13 protein-coding genes and 1 pseudogene are annotated in these 16,079 nt (G+C 74.4%); 11 read left to right on the forward strand and 3 right to left on the reverse strand.

Annotated features, from left to right (window positions below):
- The 6 genes from DVA66_RS06765 to DVA66_RS06790 all read left to right on the forward strand — a co-directional run.
- Positions 1-1,173, forward strand: a 1,173-nt coding sequence (locus DVA66_RS06765; protein ID WP_114559386.1) for a PQQ-dependent sugar dehydrogenase, incomplete at its 5' end; no start/stop codon positions are given.
- Positions 1,174-1,448: 275 nt separating this feature from the next.
- The gene (locus tag DVA66_RS06770) at positions 1,449-3,113 is read left to right on the forward strand and encodes an alkaline phosphatase D family protein (RefSeq protein WP_114559387.1); all 1,665 of its coding nucleotides are present in this window, start codon (positions 1,449-1,451) and stop codon (positions 3,111-3,113) included.
- A 144-nt stretch (positions 3,114-3,257) separates the two neighbouring features.
- A complete protein-coding gene (locus DVA66_RS06775; protein ID WP_114559388.1) occupies positions 3,258-4,535 on the forward strand; it encodes an amidohydrolase family protein in 1,278 nt (425 codons plus the stop codon).
- Positions 4,522-5,757, forward strand: coding sequence for an alanine racemase (locus DVA66_RS06780; RefSeq protein WP_114559389.1), 1,236 nt, complete (start codon positions 4,522-4,524; stop codon positions 5,755-5,757). Before DVA66_RS06775 ends, DVA66_RS06780 begins: the two co-directional genes overlap by 14 nt.
- A 134-nt stretch (positions 5,758-5,891) precedes the next feature.
- Positions 5,892-6,119 (forward strand): hypothetical protein, encoded by a 228-nt coding sequence (locus tag DVA66_RS06785; RefSeq protein WP_114559390.1) that lies wholly within the window; start codon positions 5,892-5,894, stop codon positions 6,117-6,119.
- 26 nt (positions 6,120-6,145) lie between these two features.
- On the forward strand, positions 6,146-6,961 hold the full coding sequence (locus DVA66_RS06790; protein WP_157973877.1) for an alpha/beta fold hydrolase: 816 nt from the start codon (positions 6,146-6,148) through the stop codon (positions 6,959-6,961).
- Between the two features lie 60 nt (positions 6,962-7,021).
- On the opposite strand, the gene DVA66_RS06795 is transcribed toward DVA66_RS06790, so the two are convergent.
- The gene (locus tag DVA66_RS06795) at positions 7,022-7,861 is read right to left on the reverse strand and encodes an NAD(P)H-binding protein (protein ID WP_114559392.1); all 840 of its coding nucleotides are present in this window, start codon (positions 7,859-7,861) and stop codon (positions 7,022-7,024) included.
- A gap of 91 nt (positions 7,862-7,952) precedes the next feature.
- On the opposite strand from DVA66_RS06795, the gene DVA66_RS06800 reads away from it, so the two are divergent.
- The 3 genes and pseudogenes from DVA66_RS06800 to DVA66_RS06810 all read left to right on the forward strand — a co-directional run bounded on the left by DVA66_RS06800 (position 7,953) and on the right by DVA66_RS06810 (position 11,929).
- On the forward strand, positions 7,953-8,369 hold the full coding sequence (locus DVA66_RS06800; RefSeq protein ID WP_114559393.1) for a MarR family winged helix-turn-helix transcriptional regulator: 417 nt from the start codon (positions 7,953-7,955) through the stop codon (positions 8,367-8,369).
- Between the two features lie 64 nt (positions 8,370-8,433).
- Positions 8,434-9,335 (forward strand): annotated as a pseudogene (locus DVA66_RS06805) (ABC transporter ATP-binding protein); the annotation flags it as partial.
- A gap of 89 nt (positions 9,336-9,424) precedes the next feature.
- Complete coding sequence (locus DVA66_RS06810; protein ID WP_114559395.1) at positions 9,425-11,929, forward strand: FtsX-like permease family protein; 2,505 nt, start codon at positions 9,425-9,427, stop codon at positions 11,927-11,929.
- Between the two features lie 47 nt (positions 11,930-11,976).
- On the opposite strand, the gene DVA66_RS06815 is transcribed toward DVA66_RS06810, so the two are convergent.
- Positions 11,977-12,417 (reverse strand): YybH family protein, encoded by a 441-nt coding sequence (locus DVA66_RS06815; protein ID WP_157973878.1) that lies wholly within the window; start codon positions 12,415-12,417, stop codon positions 11,977-11,979.
- Between the two features lie 147 nt (positions 12,418-12,564).
- Between DVA66_RS06815 and DVA66_RS06820 the strand changes: the two genes are divergently transcribed.
- Positions 12,565-14,085: an alpha-N-arabinofuranosidase gene (locus DVA66_RS06820; RefSeq protein ID WP_114559397.1), complete on the forward strand. Its 1,521-nt coding sequence runs from the start codon at positions 12,565-12,567 to the stop codon at positions 14,083-14,085.
- On the opposite strand, the gene DVA66_RS06825 is transcribed toward DVA66_RS06820, so the two are convergent.
- Positions 14,078-15,097 carry a LacI family DNA-binding transcriptional regulator gene (locus tag DVA66_RS06825; protein WP_198671548.1) on the reverse strand — a complete coding sequence of 340 codons (1,020 nt, stop codon included), beginning with the start codon at positions 15,095-15,097 and terminating at the stop codon, positions 14,078-14,080. The two genes, DVA66_RS06820 and DVA66_RS06825, sit on opposite strands and share 8 nt — an antisense overlap.
- 104 nt (positions 15,098-15,201) lie before the next feature.
- Here DVA66_RS06825 and DVA66_RS06830 point away from each other — a divergent pair, with 104 nt between their 5' ends.
- Positions 15,202-15,753 (forward strand): hypothetical protein, encoded by a 552-nt coding sequence (locus DVA66_RS06830; protein WP_114559399.1) that lies wholly within the window; start codon positions 15,202-15,204, stop codon positions 15,751-15,753.
- The last annotated feature ends 326 nt before the right edge of the window (positions 15,754-16,079 follow it).

Here is a 16,079-nt window from a genome sequence, read left to right on the forward strand (position 1 = left end):
GCCGCCTGCAGCGGCGACCCGGACGCCGGCGCGGGGAACGCCCCGCCGCCACCCACCACCGCGGCCGCCTCCCCCTCGCCGACGCCCACCCCGACGCCGTCGCCCACCCCGACCCCGACCCCCACGCCCGACACCGAGCCCGGGCTCGAGGTGGAGGTGCTGGCCGACGACCTCGAGCTGCCCTGGGACGTGGCCGAGCTGGCCGGCGGTGAGCTGCTCGTCACCGAGAAGGAGAGCGGCCGGCTGCTGCTCCTCGACGGCAGCGAGCAGCGGGTGCTCTCCGACGGGCCGTCCGGGCTGTGGTCCAGCAACGAGACCGGGTTCATGTCGCTGGCGGTCGACCCCGAGGACGACAACCGCTTCCTCACCTGCCACGGGCACAGCGACGACGGCGAGACCGACGTCCGGGTGGTCGAGTGGACCCTGGACGAGGACCGCACGGAGGCCACCGAGGGTGACGCGCTGATCAACGGGATCGGGAGCACCACCGGCCGCCACGGCGGCTGCCGGCTGGAGATCTCGGCCGAGGGCGAGCTGTTCGTCGGCACCGGCGACGCGGCGGTGGGCGAGAACCCGCAGGACCGCACCAGCCTCAACGGCAAGGTGCTGCGCGCCGACCCGGCCACCGGCGAGCCGCTGGCGGACAACCCCTTCATCGACGCCGACGACCCCGACGAGCGGCTGGTCTACACCTACGGCCACCGCAACGTGCAGGGCATCGCCTTCCGCGACGACCAGGTGCTCACCGCCGAGCACGGCCCCGACGTCGACGACGAGGTCAACCTGCTCCAGGCCGGTGGCAACTACGGCTGGGACCCGGTGCCGGGCTACGACGAGTCGGTGCCGATGACCGACCAGGACCTGCCCGGGGAGCAGGTCGAGGCGGTGTGGAGCTCCGGCGACCCGACGCTGGCCATCTCCGGGATGAGCGCGGTCGAGGGGCCGCAGTGGGGCAGCTACGCCGGCGGGCTCGCGGTCGCCGCGCTCAAGGCCAGCGAGCTGGTCTTCATGACCCTGGACGAGGACGGCACCGTCACCGACACCCGCACCCCCGACGTCCTCACCGGGTACGGACGCCTCCGCTCGGTCACCCAGGCCGCCGACGGCTCGCTGCTGGTGACCACGTCCAACGGCTCGGACGACCAGCTCCTCCGCGTCACCCCCACCGGCTGACCGGCCCGCGTCCGCGGCACACACCTTCGCCGGGCGCCACACACGCTGCAACCAGGGTGCCGTCGCGCGAAGGTGTGTGCCGGCAGCGGGGTGGGCGAGCGGCACACACGTTCGTCGGGCGCCACACACGCTGCAGCATGGGTGCCGTCGCGCGAACGTGTGTGCCGGGCGCGGGGTGGGCGCGCGGCGTGCCGGGACGTCCGGTGCCGTCGAGTTGGGGCAGGTGTCACCTCGTCGTCGTCCCGATGTCGCCTGGGAGGGCCAGCGTCGACGTCATGAACCACACCCCCACCCTCACCCCCACCCGTCGGACCGTGCTCACCGCCGGTCTGGTCGGCACCGCCGCCGTCGCCGCCCCCGCGCTCGCGGCGCCTTCCACGGCCTTCGCGGCCCCCACCCCCCGCCAGGACCCCTTCACCCTCGGCATCGCCTCGGGCGACCCGTGGTCCACCAGCGTCATCCTGTGGACGCGGCTGGCTCTCGACCCGCTCGCCGAGGACGGTCTCGGCGGGATGCCGAACGCCTCCTACACGCTGCGCTGGGAGGTCGCCTCCGACGAGCGGTTCCGCAAGGTGGTGCGCAACGGCCGGGCCGTCGCCCAGCCGGAGTTCGGCCACGCCGTCCACGTCGAGGCCACCGGGCTGCGCCCGGACCGCGAGTACTGGTACCGGTTCCGCCTCGGCCGCCACGTCTCCCCGGTCGGACGCACCCGCACCGCCCCGCGCCCCGGCGCGATGCCGTCCTCGCTGAGCATGGCCTTCGCCTCCTGCGCGCAGTACGAGCACGGCTGGTTCACCGCCTACCGCCGGCTGGCCGACGAGCGTCCCGACCTGGTGCTGCACCTGGGCGACTACCAGTACGAGTACAAGGCTGACGCCTACGTCGCCCCGGGCGGCAACGTCCGCGACCACGAGGGCCCCGAGACCACCACCCTGGCCGGCTACCGCCAGCGCCACGCCCAGTACAAGGCCGACGCCGACCTGCAGGCCGCGCACGCGGTGGCCCCGTGGCTGGTCACCTGGGACGACCACGAGGTCGACAACAACTGGGCCGACTCGATCCCGGAGAACGTCGCGGAGCGCCCCGGCTTCCTGGCCCGGCGCGAGGCCGCCTTCCGCGCCTACTACGAGAACATGCCGCTGCGGCCGTCCTCGGCGCCGAAGGGCTACGACCTGCAGCTGTACCGCCGGGTGCAGTGGGGCCAGCTCGCCACCTTCCACATGCTCGACACCCGGCAGTACCGCTCCGACCAGGCCTGCGGGGACGGCTGGGACACCGACTGCCCCGAGGCCTCCGACCGCCGCCGCACCATCACCGGCACCGCCCAGGAGGCCTGGCTGCTCGACGGCTTCCGCGACTCCGAGGCCCGCTGGGACCTGCTCGGCCAGCAGGTGTTCTTCGCCGAGCGCGACAGCGACCAGGGCCCGGCCACCACCGTCTCGATGGACGCCTGGGACGGCTACACCGCCTCCCGGCAGCGGATCACCGACGGCTGGCTGGACGCCGGCGTGCGCAACCCGGTCGTGCTCACCGGTGACGTGCACACCCACTGGGCCAACGAGCTGAAGGCGGACTGGGACGACCCGACCGGTCGCAGCATCGGCACCGAGCTGGTCTGCTCCTCGATCACCTCCGGCGGGAACGGCAGCGACTCGGCGATCGGCAGCTATCCCGCCCAGGCCTGGAACCCGCACATCAAGTTCCAGAACGCGCTGCGCGGCTACGTCTCGACGGTGATCACCCCCGACGCCATGGACGTCAGCTTCCGCTGCCTGCCCTACGTCCAGGAGCCGGGCGCGCAGGCGTTCACCCGGGCCCGCTTCCTGGTCGAGGACCGCGACGCCACCCTCAACCTCGTCGAGGACAACCCGATCGACGTCATCGAGCAGCCCGCCGCCCGGCAGCTGGCCGAGACGGCGCGGATCGAGTCCCAGGCCTGACGGCTGCCCCCCCCCCGCGGGTGTGGGCGTTCCGTCGGTTCCGACCAGCTCGGACCGACGGTTCGGCCACACCCGCGGGTGTCGGGCCGGGGTGACGGCGAGACCGGGCGGCCCCGACCGGCGGGGACTGGCACGATCGCTCCCGTGGAACCCGATCTCGCACTGCTCAACGGTCGGGTGCTCGACCCCGCCTCCGGCACCGACCTCGTCGGCGACGTGGCGATCAGCGACGGACGGGTCGCCGCCGTCGGCCCGGGGGTCGGCGCGGGCGCGGGCCGGACGATCGACGTCTCCGGCGCGCTGGTCACCCCGGGTCTGGTCGACCTGCACACCCACGTCTTCGCCGGCGCCGGCTTCTGGGGTGTCGCGCCCGACCCGCTCGCCTGGAGCACCGGCGTCACCACCTGGGTGGACGCCGGCTCGGCCGGGGCGTACGCGGTACGGGCGCTGGCCCGCCAGGTCGCGGCCACCGGCGTCCGGGTGCACGCGCTGCTCAACGTGTCCGGGATCGGGCTGACCGGCTCCACCGGGGAGTCGCTGCTGCTCGACCACTGCGACGTGGACGCCGCGGTCGCCGCGATCCGGGAGCACCCCGCCCTGGTCCGCGGGATCAAGGTGCGCGTCGACCGGCACACCGTCGGCCCCCACGGGCTGGAGCCGCTGCGCCGCGGGCTGGAGGTGGCCGAGGCGACCGGACGTCCGCTGATGGCCCACATCGGCTACGGCCCGCCGTCGGCCTCCGACGTGGTGGCGCTGCTGCGCCCCGGCGACGTCCTCACCCACTGCGCGACCGGGGTGGCCGAGGGACTGGTCCGCGACGGACGCCCCGAGCCGGCCCTGGTCGAGGCGGCCGCCCGCGGGGTGGTGCTCGACCTCGGGCACGGCTCGGGCGGGTTCTCCTACCCGGTGCTGGACGCCCTGCTGGCCGCCGGGCTGCCGCCGGCCACCGTCTCCTCCGACCTGCACGCGCGCTCGCTGCACGGCCCGGTCTTCGACCTGCCGACCACGATGGGCACCGTGCTGGCGGCCGGGATGGAGCTGGTCGACGTGGTCGCCGCCGCCACCGTCACCCCCGCCCGGGTGCTCGGGCTGAACGCCGGCACGCTGGCGGTCGGCGCGCCGGCCGACATCGCGGTGTTCGACCTGGACGAGGGCGACCACGTCTTCGGCGACGCCCACGGCGTGACGCGCACCGGCGGGGTGCGGCTGGTCAACCGGATGACCCTGCTGGACGGCCGTCCGCTCGCCCCGCGCTGGCCTGAGCCGGTGCCGTCGTGGATCCCGCTCAACGACCGCCAGCGGGCCGCCCTGGACGCCCGTGAGCAGCGGCTGCGCGCCGCGCTGACCCGTCCACTGCTCGAGCCGCACGAGCTGAGCGAGCAGTTCCCCCGCCCCGAGGAGGCCGCCCATGACCCCTGCTGAGGACGTCCGCCGGTACGGCCTGGACGAACCGCTCGACGCCCGCTTCCGCAACCTGCCCGTCGACCCGGAGCTGCTCACGCGCGCCGGCACCGTCGGCGGGGTGGCCGGCGCCGGCTGGCACCTGGACGACCTGCTGCTGCCCACCGCGACCCTGCGGGCGTCCGCGCTGCGGCACAACGGCCGGCTGTTCGCCGACTGGTGCGCCGGGCACGGGGTCGACTTCGCCCCGCACGGCAAGACCTCGATGAGCCCGCAGCTGGTCGCCAACCAGCTCGCCGACGGGGCCTGGGCGATCACCGCCGCCACCGTCGCGCAGGCGCGGGCGATGCGGGGGTGGGGCGTGCCGAGGGTGCTGCTGGCCAACCAGGTCACCGACCCCGCCGGGCTGGCCTGGCTCGCGCACACGCAGCGCACCGACCCGGAGCTGGACCTGCTGGTGCTGGCCGACAGCGTCGCCGGGGTGGAGCTGCTGGCCGCGGCCGGGACGTCCGGACGTCCGCTGCCGGTGCTGCTCGAGCTCGGCGTGCCCGGTGGCCGCACCGGCTCGCGGAGCGTCGAGGAGGCGCTGACGGTGGCCCGTGCGGTCGAGGCCGCGCCGGGGCTGCGGCTGGCCGGGGTGGAGTGCTTCGAGGGCGTGCACCCGGGAGACCGCAGCGAGAGCGCGTCCGCCGCGGTGAGCGCGATGGTCGACCTGCTGGGATCGCTGCTGTCCGCGCTGGACGCCGAGGGGCTGCTGCAGGAGGAGGCTGTCATCACCGCCGGAGGTTCGTCCTACCCGGACCTGGTGGTGGCCAGCTGGGCCGGGCTGCCGACCCTGTCGGTGCCGGTGCGGCGGGTGGTGCGCTCGGGCGGCTACCTGTTCCACGACCACGGCATGCTGGCGCGGGTCTCCCCGTTCGCCGAGCTGCGCCCGGCGCTGGAGGTGCACGCCGCGGTGCTGTCGGTGCCCGAGCCGGGGCTGAGCCTGGTCGGCTTCGGCAAGCGGGACGCCTCCTTCGACATCGACCTGCCGGTGCCGCTGGACGCCGGCCCGGGCGTGGTCGTCACGAAGCTCAACGACCAGCACGCCTTCGTCCGCCACGAGGAGGACGCGCCGTGGCGGGTGGGTGAGCGGGTCCGCTTCGGCATCTCCCACCCGTGCACCACCCTGGACCGCTGGCCACTGCTCCCGCTGCTCGCCGACGACGACCGCGTCGTCGGCGCCGTCCGCACCTACTTCTGAGCCGAGGGCAAGCCCGACGCCCTGAGCCTGTCGAAGGGCGGGCGACCGCCGTCCGAGGCCCCTGGGGCACGGGGGGACGGGGTCGGTCAGGAATCGAGAAGCGGTCGGCACCGCGGCGTTCCTAGCGTTCCCGTATGCGTACACATCAGGTCCTGCGGCAGCTGCACCGGTGGATGGCCGTCCTCTTCACCGTCCTGGCCATCGTGGTGACGGTGATCGTCCTCACCCAGGAGGTCCCGGCCACCTGGGTCTACCTCTCGCCCCTGGTCCCGCTCACCGTGCAGTGGGTGACCGGCCTCTACCTCTTCGCCGTGCCGTACCGTCGACGGCGCGATCGCGAGCCGGCCGCGACGCGCTCGTGATCGGCGCCGACGACCCGGGTGGAACCATGACAGCCACGACGCAGACCACGCTCCGGACCGGCGACGGCGGCTCGGTCGGGTACCGGACCCTGGGCAGCGGCCCGGGCGTCGTCGTGGTCGGCGGCGCGCTGCGCAGCAGCGAGGACTACCTGCCGCTCGCCCGCGCCCTCGCCGGCGTCCACACGGTCCACCTCCTCGATCGCCGTGGCCGCGGCCTGAGCAGTCCGCAACCGGCCGGCTGGACACTGCGGACCGACGCCGAGGACCTGCGGGCCGTGCTGGAGGCGACCGGCGCCCGGGCGGCGTTCGGGCACAGCTTCGGCGGGCTGGTGGTACTGGACGCCCTCCGGGCCGGCGCCGACCTCGACCGGGTCGTCCTCTACGAACCCGCCCTGCCGGGTGAGCCGCTGCCCACCGGGTGGATGCGGCCCTACGAGCAGCACCTCGCTGCCGGGGACCTCCGAGCCGCGTTCGCCGAGTTCCTCCGCGGTTCCGGCGGGGCCCCGGCCGTCGTGTCCCGGCTGCCCCGCTGGTACCTGCGGCTGGTGCTGTGCATCGCGTTCCGCGGCGCGGGCTGGCGTCGGCTCGCCCCGCTGCTCGGACCCAACCTGGCGGAGCACCGCGAGATCGGCCGGCAGACCGGCTGGGCGCCCCTGCACACCCACGCCCGGGTGCTGCTGCTCAACGGCGGTCGGAGTGCGCATCCCGTCGGGGTGGAGGACCTCGGCCGCCTGGTGCTCGGGGTCGAGACGCTCACCCTGCCAGGGCTCGACCACTTCGGCCCGGAGGGACGGACGGCGGCCCGGGTCGCCGATGCGGTGACCACCCGGGCCGCACCGTGACGGACGAGGGCTCGTCCTGGCGCGTCGCGCGAGCTCCCCGGTGCTGCGTCCCGTGGCAGCTCACCGGGACGCTGGTGTGAGGGCCGGCTCGCTGGCGACGAACTCGGCCAACGTCCGCGCAGGCCGGCCCGTGAGGTCGGCGACCGTGGTGGTCACGAGGGCGCCGAAGCCGCGGCGGACGCGGTCCAGCGCGCCGAACTCGTTCTCACGGTCGAAACCCTCGCGACCCTCCAGCGCCTCCTCCATCGTCGGCTCGACCGGCTCGACGCGGTGCCCGAGCGCGGCACCGAGCACCTCCGCCGTCTCGGCCAGGGTGAGCGCCTCGGGGCCCGTCAGGTCGTAGGTGCGGCTCCGGTGGACCGGGTCGAGCAGCGCCCTGGCGGCGACGTCGGCGATGTCGCGCGCATCGATCCACGCGACCGGCTGCCCGCCGGAGGGAAAGGCCAGCTGCCCGTTCCGCAGCGGGTCGAGGTAGAACCGCTGGTCGCTGAAGACCTGCATGAACCAGCCCGGCCGCAGCACGGTCCAGGTGTGCCCGCTGTCCTGCACCGCCCGCTCGACGCGGAGCGCCCAGGCGTCGTGGTCGAAGTAGCCGCCGTCGAGCTCGGACAGCAGCACGACGTGCGCCTGCGCCGGGGCCGCGGCGAGCAGGGCGGTGATGAGCTCGGGGGCATCAGGGCGGTCGGGACGCACGACGAAGATGCCGTCGACGCCGGCCGTCGCCGCCTCCCAGGACGCGGGGTCGTCCCAGGTGAAGCGGACGGCCCCGACGCCGGGGACGTCGACCCGGGAGGGGTCGCTGGTGCCGCCGCGGACCTCGACGTCGGCCCGGTCGGCGAGCAGGGTGGCCAGCGGGGCGCCGGTCTTGGCCCGGACGCCGGTGATGAGTACGCGGTGCATGGTGCCTCCTCGATCGTCGGACAGATGCTTGAGAGCATCAAGTACCTCCACGACAGCACAAATGCTTCACTGAATCAAGTAGTGTGGGGACATGCCCGACCGCACCGACCGCGTAGCCCAGCAGCTGTGGGGCTTCGTCTACGACTACGACGCGGCCTACGAGCGCGCGGCCCGGGCCGTCGGGCTCAGCACGGCGCAGGCGTGCCTGCTCAAGGCGGTCGCCGACGGGCCCCGCACCATGGGCGAGATCGCCACCGAGCTGCTCTGCGACGCTTCCAACGTCACCCAGGTCGTCACCCGGCTGGAGGCCAGGGGGCTCGTCACCCGGCAGCCCGGCCGTGCCGATCGCCGCTCGCGCGAGGTCGCGATCACCGCCGCGGGCGCCGAGCTGGACCGCTCGGCCCGGCAGGCCTTCCGCTTCCCGCGCGAGCGGATCGGGCGGTTGTCGGCGGACGACCAGCAGACGCTGTCCACCCTGCTCGAGACCCTGGCCGCACCGGACAGCTGACGGCGCCCCGGCGGTCGTCGGTCGCCAGGACGACCGGTCGCGGCCGCCGACCAGCCGCCCGCTCCTGGGACCGCGGTCGGAGCACGGGTGCCCACGGTCGGACGGACGGCGGCCATCCGACCACCACGGTCGCGGCGCCGGTGGCCCCTGGCGGCACGAGGAGGGGGCGGTTGCGGCCCTAGCGTCGTCGGCGTCCCAGCCTCCGACGACAGGACACCCATGAGCACCGCCACCCGGCCCGTTCCGCCCGACGCTCCCACCACCACGGTGGTGGCCAGCGCCCTCGACCTCAGCAAGGTGTACGGCTCGGGCGACACCGCCGTCCGGGCGGTCGACGGCGTCAGCGTGAACATCCACCGCGGCACGTTCACCGCGATCATGGGACCGTCCGGCTCGGGCAAGTCCACCCTCATGCACTGCCTCGCCGGGCTCGACCGCACCACCGGCGGCAAGGTGTTCCTCGCCGGGCAGGAGCTCAGCGCGCTGGACGACCGCCGGCTCACCCGGGTCCGCCGCGACCAGGTCGGCTTCGTCTTCCAGTCCTTCAACCTGCTGCCGACGCTGACCGCGCGGGAGAACATGCTGCTGCCGCTCGACCTCGCCGGCCGGCGCCCCGACCCCGACCACCTGCGCGAGGTGGTGGACGCCCTCGGCCTGGCTGATCGGCTGGGGCACCGGCCGAGCGAGCTGTCCGGCGGTCAGCAGCAGCGGGTGGCGATCGCCCGCGCGCTGCTGACCCGTCCGGCGGTGGTCTTCGCCGACGAGCCCACCGGCGCGCTGGACTCCGCCACCGCCGAGGAGGTGCTCGGTCTGCTGCGGGGCTCGGTGGACCGGCTGGGGCAGACGGTGGTGATGGTCACCCACGACGCGCACGCCGCCTCCTTCGCCGACCGGGTGCTGGTGATGGGCGACGGCCGGCTGGTCGACGACCTCGACCGTCCCGCCCCCGACCAGCTGCTCGCCGCGACCACCGCCACGGGCCGAGCCGGGGCGTCCTCGCGACGCACCGGCGGCCGGGGCGAGCAGGCCCGGCACACCCTCGACGAGGTGGGGGCGTGACCAGCCTGCGGATCGCCCTGGCCGAGCTGCGCAGCCATCCGACCCGGCCGCTGGCGGTGGTGGTCGCGGTCGCCATCAGCGTGGCGTTCATGGTCGCCAGCGTGGCGGTGGTGCAGACCGAGTTCCACGCCTCCGGGACGGCGATGACCCGCCAGCTGGCCGACTCCGACCTGGTGGTCGAGGAGTACACCGCGCCGGCCGCAGACGTGCTGACCGCGATCGGGGACGTCCCCGGGGTCGCGACGGTGGAGCCGTCCTACCGGTTCGGCGCCCGGGTCTCCGCCGGCGAGCGCAGCACGACCGCCACCGTCGGCACCGTCGGTGCGGATCCGCGGCTGCACCCGGCCGTGCTGGCCGAGGGCCGGTGGCCGAGCGCCCCGGACGAGGTGACGGTCGACGCCGCGGCGGTGGACGTCCTCGGCGTCGCCCCGGGCGCACAGCTGGTGCTGGATGCCGGCAGCGGGAAGCGGCCGGCGACCGTGGTCGGCCGCACCGAGACCGTCGCCGGGCTGTTCGGCGGCGGCAACGTCGAGCTGTACGCCGCACCCGCGTGGTTCGACGCCGTCGGCGGGGCGGGCGGGGTGGCCGGCACGTACCTGGTGCTGGCCGAGCCCGGCACCGACCCGGCGACGCTGGTCGAGCCCTTGCGGCAGGCGGTGGCGGACGTGGTGCCCGATGCCGAGTCCGGGTCGGTCGACGTGCGGACCACCGCGGAGGTGAGGGCGGAGAACGCCTCCTCCGCCCTCGAGGGCGCCGACCTGATGACCGTGCTGCTGATGGTCTTCGCCTCCATCGCGATGCTGGTCGGGGCGCTGATCATCGCCAACACCTTCACCATCGTCCTCGCACAGCGCCGCCGCCAGATCGGTCTGCTGCGCGCGGTCGGCGGGTCCGCCGGCCAGCTGCGGACGGGTCTGCTGGCCGAGGCCGCGGTGATCGGTCTGGTCGGGGCGCTGGTGGGTGTCGCCGTCGGGATCGGGGTGACCGCCGTCGTGGCCGCCTGGTCCGGCTCGATCGAGACCGGGCTGCAGGTGTCGGTGCCCGGGACGGTCGGCCCGGTCCTGGCCGGGGTGACCGTCACCGTCCTCGCCTCCCTGGCCGCCGTCGGACGGGCCGCGGCGACCAGCCCGATGGAGGCGCTGCGACCGGTGGCAACCCCCGAGCAGGGACGCCGGGCCACCGTGCTCCGTGTCGTGGTGTGCGGCCTGCTCGCCCTGCTGGGGACCGGGCTGGCTGCTGTGGCGCTGAACTCGCGAGCCGTCGGTCTGGGCGGCGAGCTGGTGCTGGCGGTGGCGATCGCCGGCGCTGCCGCGCTCTCGGTGGCGGTGCTCGGCGCAGCCCCGCTGTACGTGCCGGTACTGGTCCGCGGGGTCGGCGTGCTGAACCGGGTGTTCGGGCCGGTCGGACGGATGACCACCGCGCAGATGGGTCGCAACCCCGCCCGGACCGCGGCCACCTGCGTCGCACTGATGCTGGCCGTCGGCGTCACGGTGACCCTGCAGACCGGGGCGGCGACCACCGAGCGCACCCTGATCGGCGACATCGCCGAACGCTTCCCGGTGGACTTCTCGTTGACCCGCGACGACGGCGCGGACATCCCGTTGGAGACCGTCGAGGAGCTGCGGGCGGTGGACGGGATCGAGCGGGTGATGACCCTGCCGGCCGGGCGGGCCGACGTCGGCGGCGGCTACCTCAGCACCGTCTACGGCGTCGAGCCCGGGGCGGCGGACGCCTTCCTGCCCGAGCCGCTACCGACCCTCGACGACCGGACGGTGGTGCTCTCGCCGCGCGAGGGCCTGCGCGCCGGGGACGAGGTGACGCTGACCACCGCGGCTCCCGACGGCTCGGAGGGGGACGGCGCGTCGGCGACCTTCACCGCCGTGATCAGCCATGCCGCGCACGGCAACGCGCTGCTCACCGAGCAGGCGTTCACCGAGCTGTTCGGGGGGTCGAACTCCGCCGGGCTCTGGCTGGACGCCGACCCGCGGGCCGACGCCGCCCGGGTGGTGGCCGACGTCAGCTCGGTCCTCGGCAGCGGGTACCTCGATGTCGGGGTGTACCAGCAGTCAGCGGAGTTCGCCCAGCTGCTCGACGCCATGGTGCTGATCGCGACCGGGCTGCTCGGTGCCGCGGTGCTGATCTCGCTGGTCGGTGTCGGCAACACCCTGGCGCTGTCGGTGATCGAGCGGACGCGGGAGTCGGCGCTGCTGCGCGCCCTCGGTCTGCAGCGCCGCCAACTGCGGCTGATGCTGCTGCTGGAGGCGCTCAGCCTGGCCGTCGTCAGCGCGGTGGTCGGCGTCCTGGCCGGCGGGTTCCTGGGCTGGCTGGGAGCGAGCGCGCTGATGGGTGCGGTCGGTCAGGAGGAGGCCGTGCTGGCGATCTCCTGGCCGTCGACCCTCGGCGTGGTCGCGGTGGCCGTGGCCGCCGCCGCACTGGCCTCGGTGCTGCCCGGACGCCGGGCCGCGACGGCCCCGCCGGTGGCCGCCCTCGCGGTCGAGTGAACCGGGCCGTGGGGCGGCACCGACGACCGGTGTCGCCCCGCGGGCCATCACACGGTATTCGGGCCCTCGCTGAGCAGCGCCTGCCCGGTGGCGGGGTCGAAGGGCACCGACTCGTGGGCGTGCACGACCTGCCAGGTGCCGTCGGTGCGGCGGCAGACGAGGGTGACCCGCACCCACATGTCGACCTCGCCGCCCGTGTGCAGGGTGCCGGTGACGTGGTAGTGGAAGCTGACGCAGCCGAGGTCGCCCTCGGCCTCCACCCACACCTCGTGCACCTCGTAGCCGGGCCCTTCTGCGTAGGAGTCGAACCAGGCCCGCATGGCCTGCGCGGTCCCCTCCCGCCCCCGCGAGACGGCGGGCGGCAGCACCGGGAAGCTCAGCACGTCGGGGTGCTCGCGCCGCAGCAGCGCGTCTTCGTCCTGGCGCCGGACGGCCTCGGCGCGCTCGCGGACCAGCTGCTCGAGCTCGGTGGTGGCATCGGTGGTCATCGTGCTCCTCCTCGGTCGTCTCTCGTCGCCGCTCCGGTACCGACCGGGCCCGTCCGCCGGACTCATCGCCCGGACGTCTGGTCGCGCAGCAGCGCGTCGGTATAACGTCAAACCCAACCGCGTCCCCCTCTCGACAGGAGCTCGCCGATGAGCACGCCCACCAAGGTCGTCATCGACCTCGACATCCCCGGCCCGACCATCAACCGCCACCTCTACGGCCACTTCGCCGAGCACCTCGGCCGCTGCATCTACGGCGGCTTCTGGGTGGGTGAGGACTCCGACATCCCGAACGAGGGCGGCATCCGCCTCGACGTGGTGGAGGCTCTGCGGGCCCTCGACATCCCCAACCTGCGCTGGCCCGGCGGCTGCTTCGCCGACGACTACCACTGGCGCGACGGGATCGGCCCGCGTGAGCAGCGTCCCTCGATGGTCAACAGCCACTGGGGCGACGTGGTCGAGGACAACTCCTTCGGCACCCACGAGTTCATGGCGCTGTGCGAGCTGCTCGGCGCCGACGCCTACGTCAGCGGCAACGTCGGCTCGGGCACCGTGCAGGAGATGAGCGAGTGGGTGGAGTACCTCACCCGCGCCGGGGACTCCCCGATGGTGGCGCTGCGGCGGCAGAACGGCCGCGAGGAGCCGTGGAAGGTGCCGTTCTGGGGGCTGGGCAACGAGACCTGGGGCTGCGGCGGTCACATGCGCGCCGAGGCCTACGCCGACCTGGCCCGCCAGTACGCGACCTACTGCCGTGACCACGGCGACCACAAGCTCTACCGGATCGCCGCCGGTGCGGCCGACGACGACCTGGCCTGGACCGAGGCGCTGATGAAGGCGATCGGTGGCCTTGGCTGCCGGCTGTCGGCGAAGACCCGTTTCCAGGCGGTGTCGTTCCACTACTACACCCACGCCGGGGACGCGATCGCGAGGACACCGGCCACGGAGTTCAGCGCCGAGCAGTGGTACGGCACCCTGCAGAAGGGTCTCGACATCGACCGGGTGATCCGCGGCCACTCGGCGGTGATGGACGCCTACGACCCCGAGCGCCAGATCGGTCTGGTCTGCGACGAGTGGGGCACCTGGTGGTCGGTCGAGGAGGGCACCAACCCCGGCTTCCTCTACCAGCAGAACACCGTGCGGGACGCGCTGGTGGCCAGCACCCACCTCGACATCTTCCACCGCCACGCCGAGCGGCTGGTGATGGCCAACATCGCCCAGACCGTCAACGTGCTGCAGGCGATGCTGCTCACCGACCCCGACACCGGGGCCCTGGTGCTGACGCCGAGCTACCACGTGTTCGAGATGAACAAGCGCCACCAGTCCGCCCGCCGGCTGCCGGTGCACGTGCTGGACGGCCCGCGCCACGAGAGCGAGGAGCACTCGCTGGAGCTGCTGTCGGTCTCGGCCAGCACCAAGGACGGCACGGCGCTGGTCTCGCTGAGCAACCTGTCCCTCGACACCTCCCAGGAGGTCGCGCTCGACCTGCGCGGCCTCGGCTTCGCCTGCGACCGGGCGCGGGTGCTGACCGCCGACGAGCCGCAGGCCCACAACAGCGCCGAGCAGCCCGACCGGGTGCGGCCGGAGGCCCTGGACGTCCGGGTGGAGGGGTCGACGCTGCGGGTGACCCTGCCGCCGCACAGCTTCGCCACCTGCGAGCTGACGCTCAGCTGAGGCGCGTCGACTCCCGCTCGACCAGCCGCGGCTGCGGCATCACCACCCTGGTCGGGCGGGGGTCGGGCCCGCCCTCGATCCGGGCCAGCAGCAGCTCGCAGACGGCATCGGCCATCGCGGCATTGCCCGGGTCGACCGTCGAGAGCCGCGGGACGCTCCAACGACCGGCGTCGAGGTCGTCGAAGCCGATCACCTGGACGTCCTCGGGCACCCGCACCCCGGCGTCGGCCAGCGCGCGCAGGGCCCCCAGCGCGGCACTGTCGGTGAGGGCGAACACGGCGTCGAACGGCTCCCCGGCCCCGACCAGCTCCTCGACCAGGCGGTGCCCGTCGAGGCGGGTGAAGGAGGAGGCCCGCACCAGCGCCTCCACCACCTCCACGCCCGCCTCGGCGTGGGCGGCCCGGTAGCCCTGGGTGCGCAGGTGCGGCATGGAGTGCTCCGGGTCGTCCCCGCCGCCGAGCAGCGCGATCCGGCGGGCGCCGGAACGGAGCAGGGTGGCGGTGGCGAGCCGGGCCCCGCCGACGTTGTCCATCAGCACGTGGTCGAAGCGGTCGGGCACGGCCTGCTCGCCGATCAGCACCACCGGCGTCCGCGGCCGGACGGCTGCCAGCGCCTCCGCGTCGCCGGCGACCACGCTGAGCACGAAGCCGTCGTAGGCGTCCAGCCGGGGCGCGCTGAGCGAGTCGAGCTCGGCCGAGAGCCGGGCGGCCGTCCGCTCCAGCACCAGCCGCAGCCCGTTCCGCTCGAGCCGGTCGGCCAGGCGTTCGGCGAGGGCGGTGTGGTAGTCCGACAGCAGGTCCGGCACCGCCAGGCCGATCGTCCCGGTGCGCCCGGAGCGCAGCTGGCGGGCGGTCAGGTTGACCCGGTAGCCGAGCTCGTCGATCGCCCGCAGCACCCGGGCGCGGGTCTCCGCCCCGACCCGGCCGGGTCGCTGGTTGATGACGTTGGAGACCGTCATGTTGGACACCCCGGCGCGGCGCGCGACGTCCTCGATCGTCACCCTGGTCACCACGGCGTGCCCTCCTCCCGGCGGGAATCGCGTCCCAGCCGCCGGCATGGTCGCAACGCGGCTGGGTACGTCCCGATCCCAGCACACTCTCGCGAGAGGACCCCCTCATGTCCGAGCGCAACACCGTCGTCCGTGCCCTCCACGACCTGGGCGCCGCCGCCTGGTTCGGTGGCTCGCTGATGGGCGCGGTCGGCCTCAACGGGGCGGCCGCGGCCGCGAAGGACCCGCAGGAACGGACCCGGCTGTCCTCGATCGGCTGGGCCCGGTGGACGCCCTGGCAGGTGGCCGGGATCGTCGCCCACGCCATCGGCGGCATCGGCGTGCTCATCGGCAACCGCAGGCGGGTGGCGGTGCAGAGGGAGGCCCAGGGAGCCTCCATCGCCAAGGTCGTGGTGACCGCCGCGGCGATGGGCGTCACCGCGTGGGCCGGGCTGCAGGGCAGCACGGTCGCCCGCCGCTCGCAGGAGGGCGCCCAGGGCGCCACCGAGCCCGACTCGGGCTCCAGCGACGAGCTCGCCTCGGCCCAGCGCCAGCTCAAGGCGGCGCAGTGGCTCCTTCCCGTGCTGACCGGCGCGCTGGTGGTCATCGGGACCATCCACGGTGAGCAGCAGCGCGGGCCCGCCGGCGTCCTCGACATGGCCCGCCGCCGTCGCCGCTGACCTGGGACCACAGCGGAGTCCTGAGCCTGTCCACAGGCGAGCCCGTCCGCAGGGCCCACCACAGCGCCCTGAGCCTGTCGAAGGGCGAGGATCCGGGCCGTGCGCTCCGGTGAGCGACCGCCTCTTGATCGCCCTTCGACAAGCTCAGGGCGTTTGTGGGTGCGTCTGCGCGTTGGGGGTGCGTCTGCGCGTTGGGGGTGCGTCTGCGCGTTGGGGGTGCGTCTGCGCGTTGGGGGTGCGTCTGCGCGTTGAGGGTGCGTCTGCGCGTTGAGGGTGCGTCTGCGCGTTGAGGGTGCGTCTGCGCGTTGAGGGTGCGTGGGCGCGCT

The organism is Desertihabitans aurantiacus (genome assembly GCF_003344635.1).
In the GTDB taxonomy this organism is placed as follows: Bacteria; Actinomycetota; Actinomycetes; order Propionibacteriales; family Propionibacteriaceae; genus Desertihabitans; species Desertihabitans aurantiacus.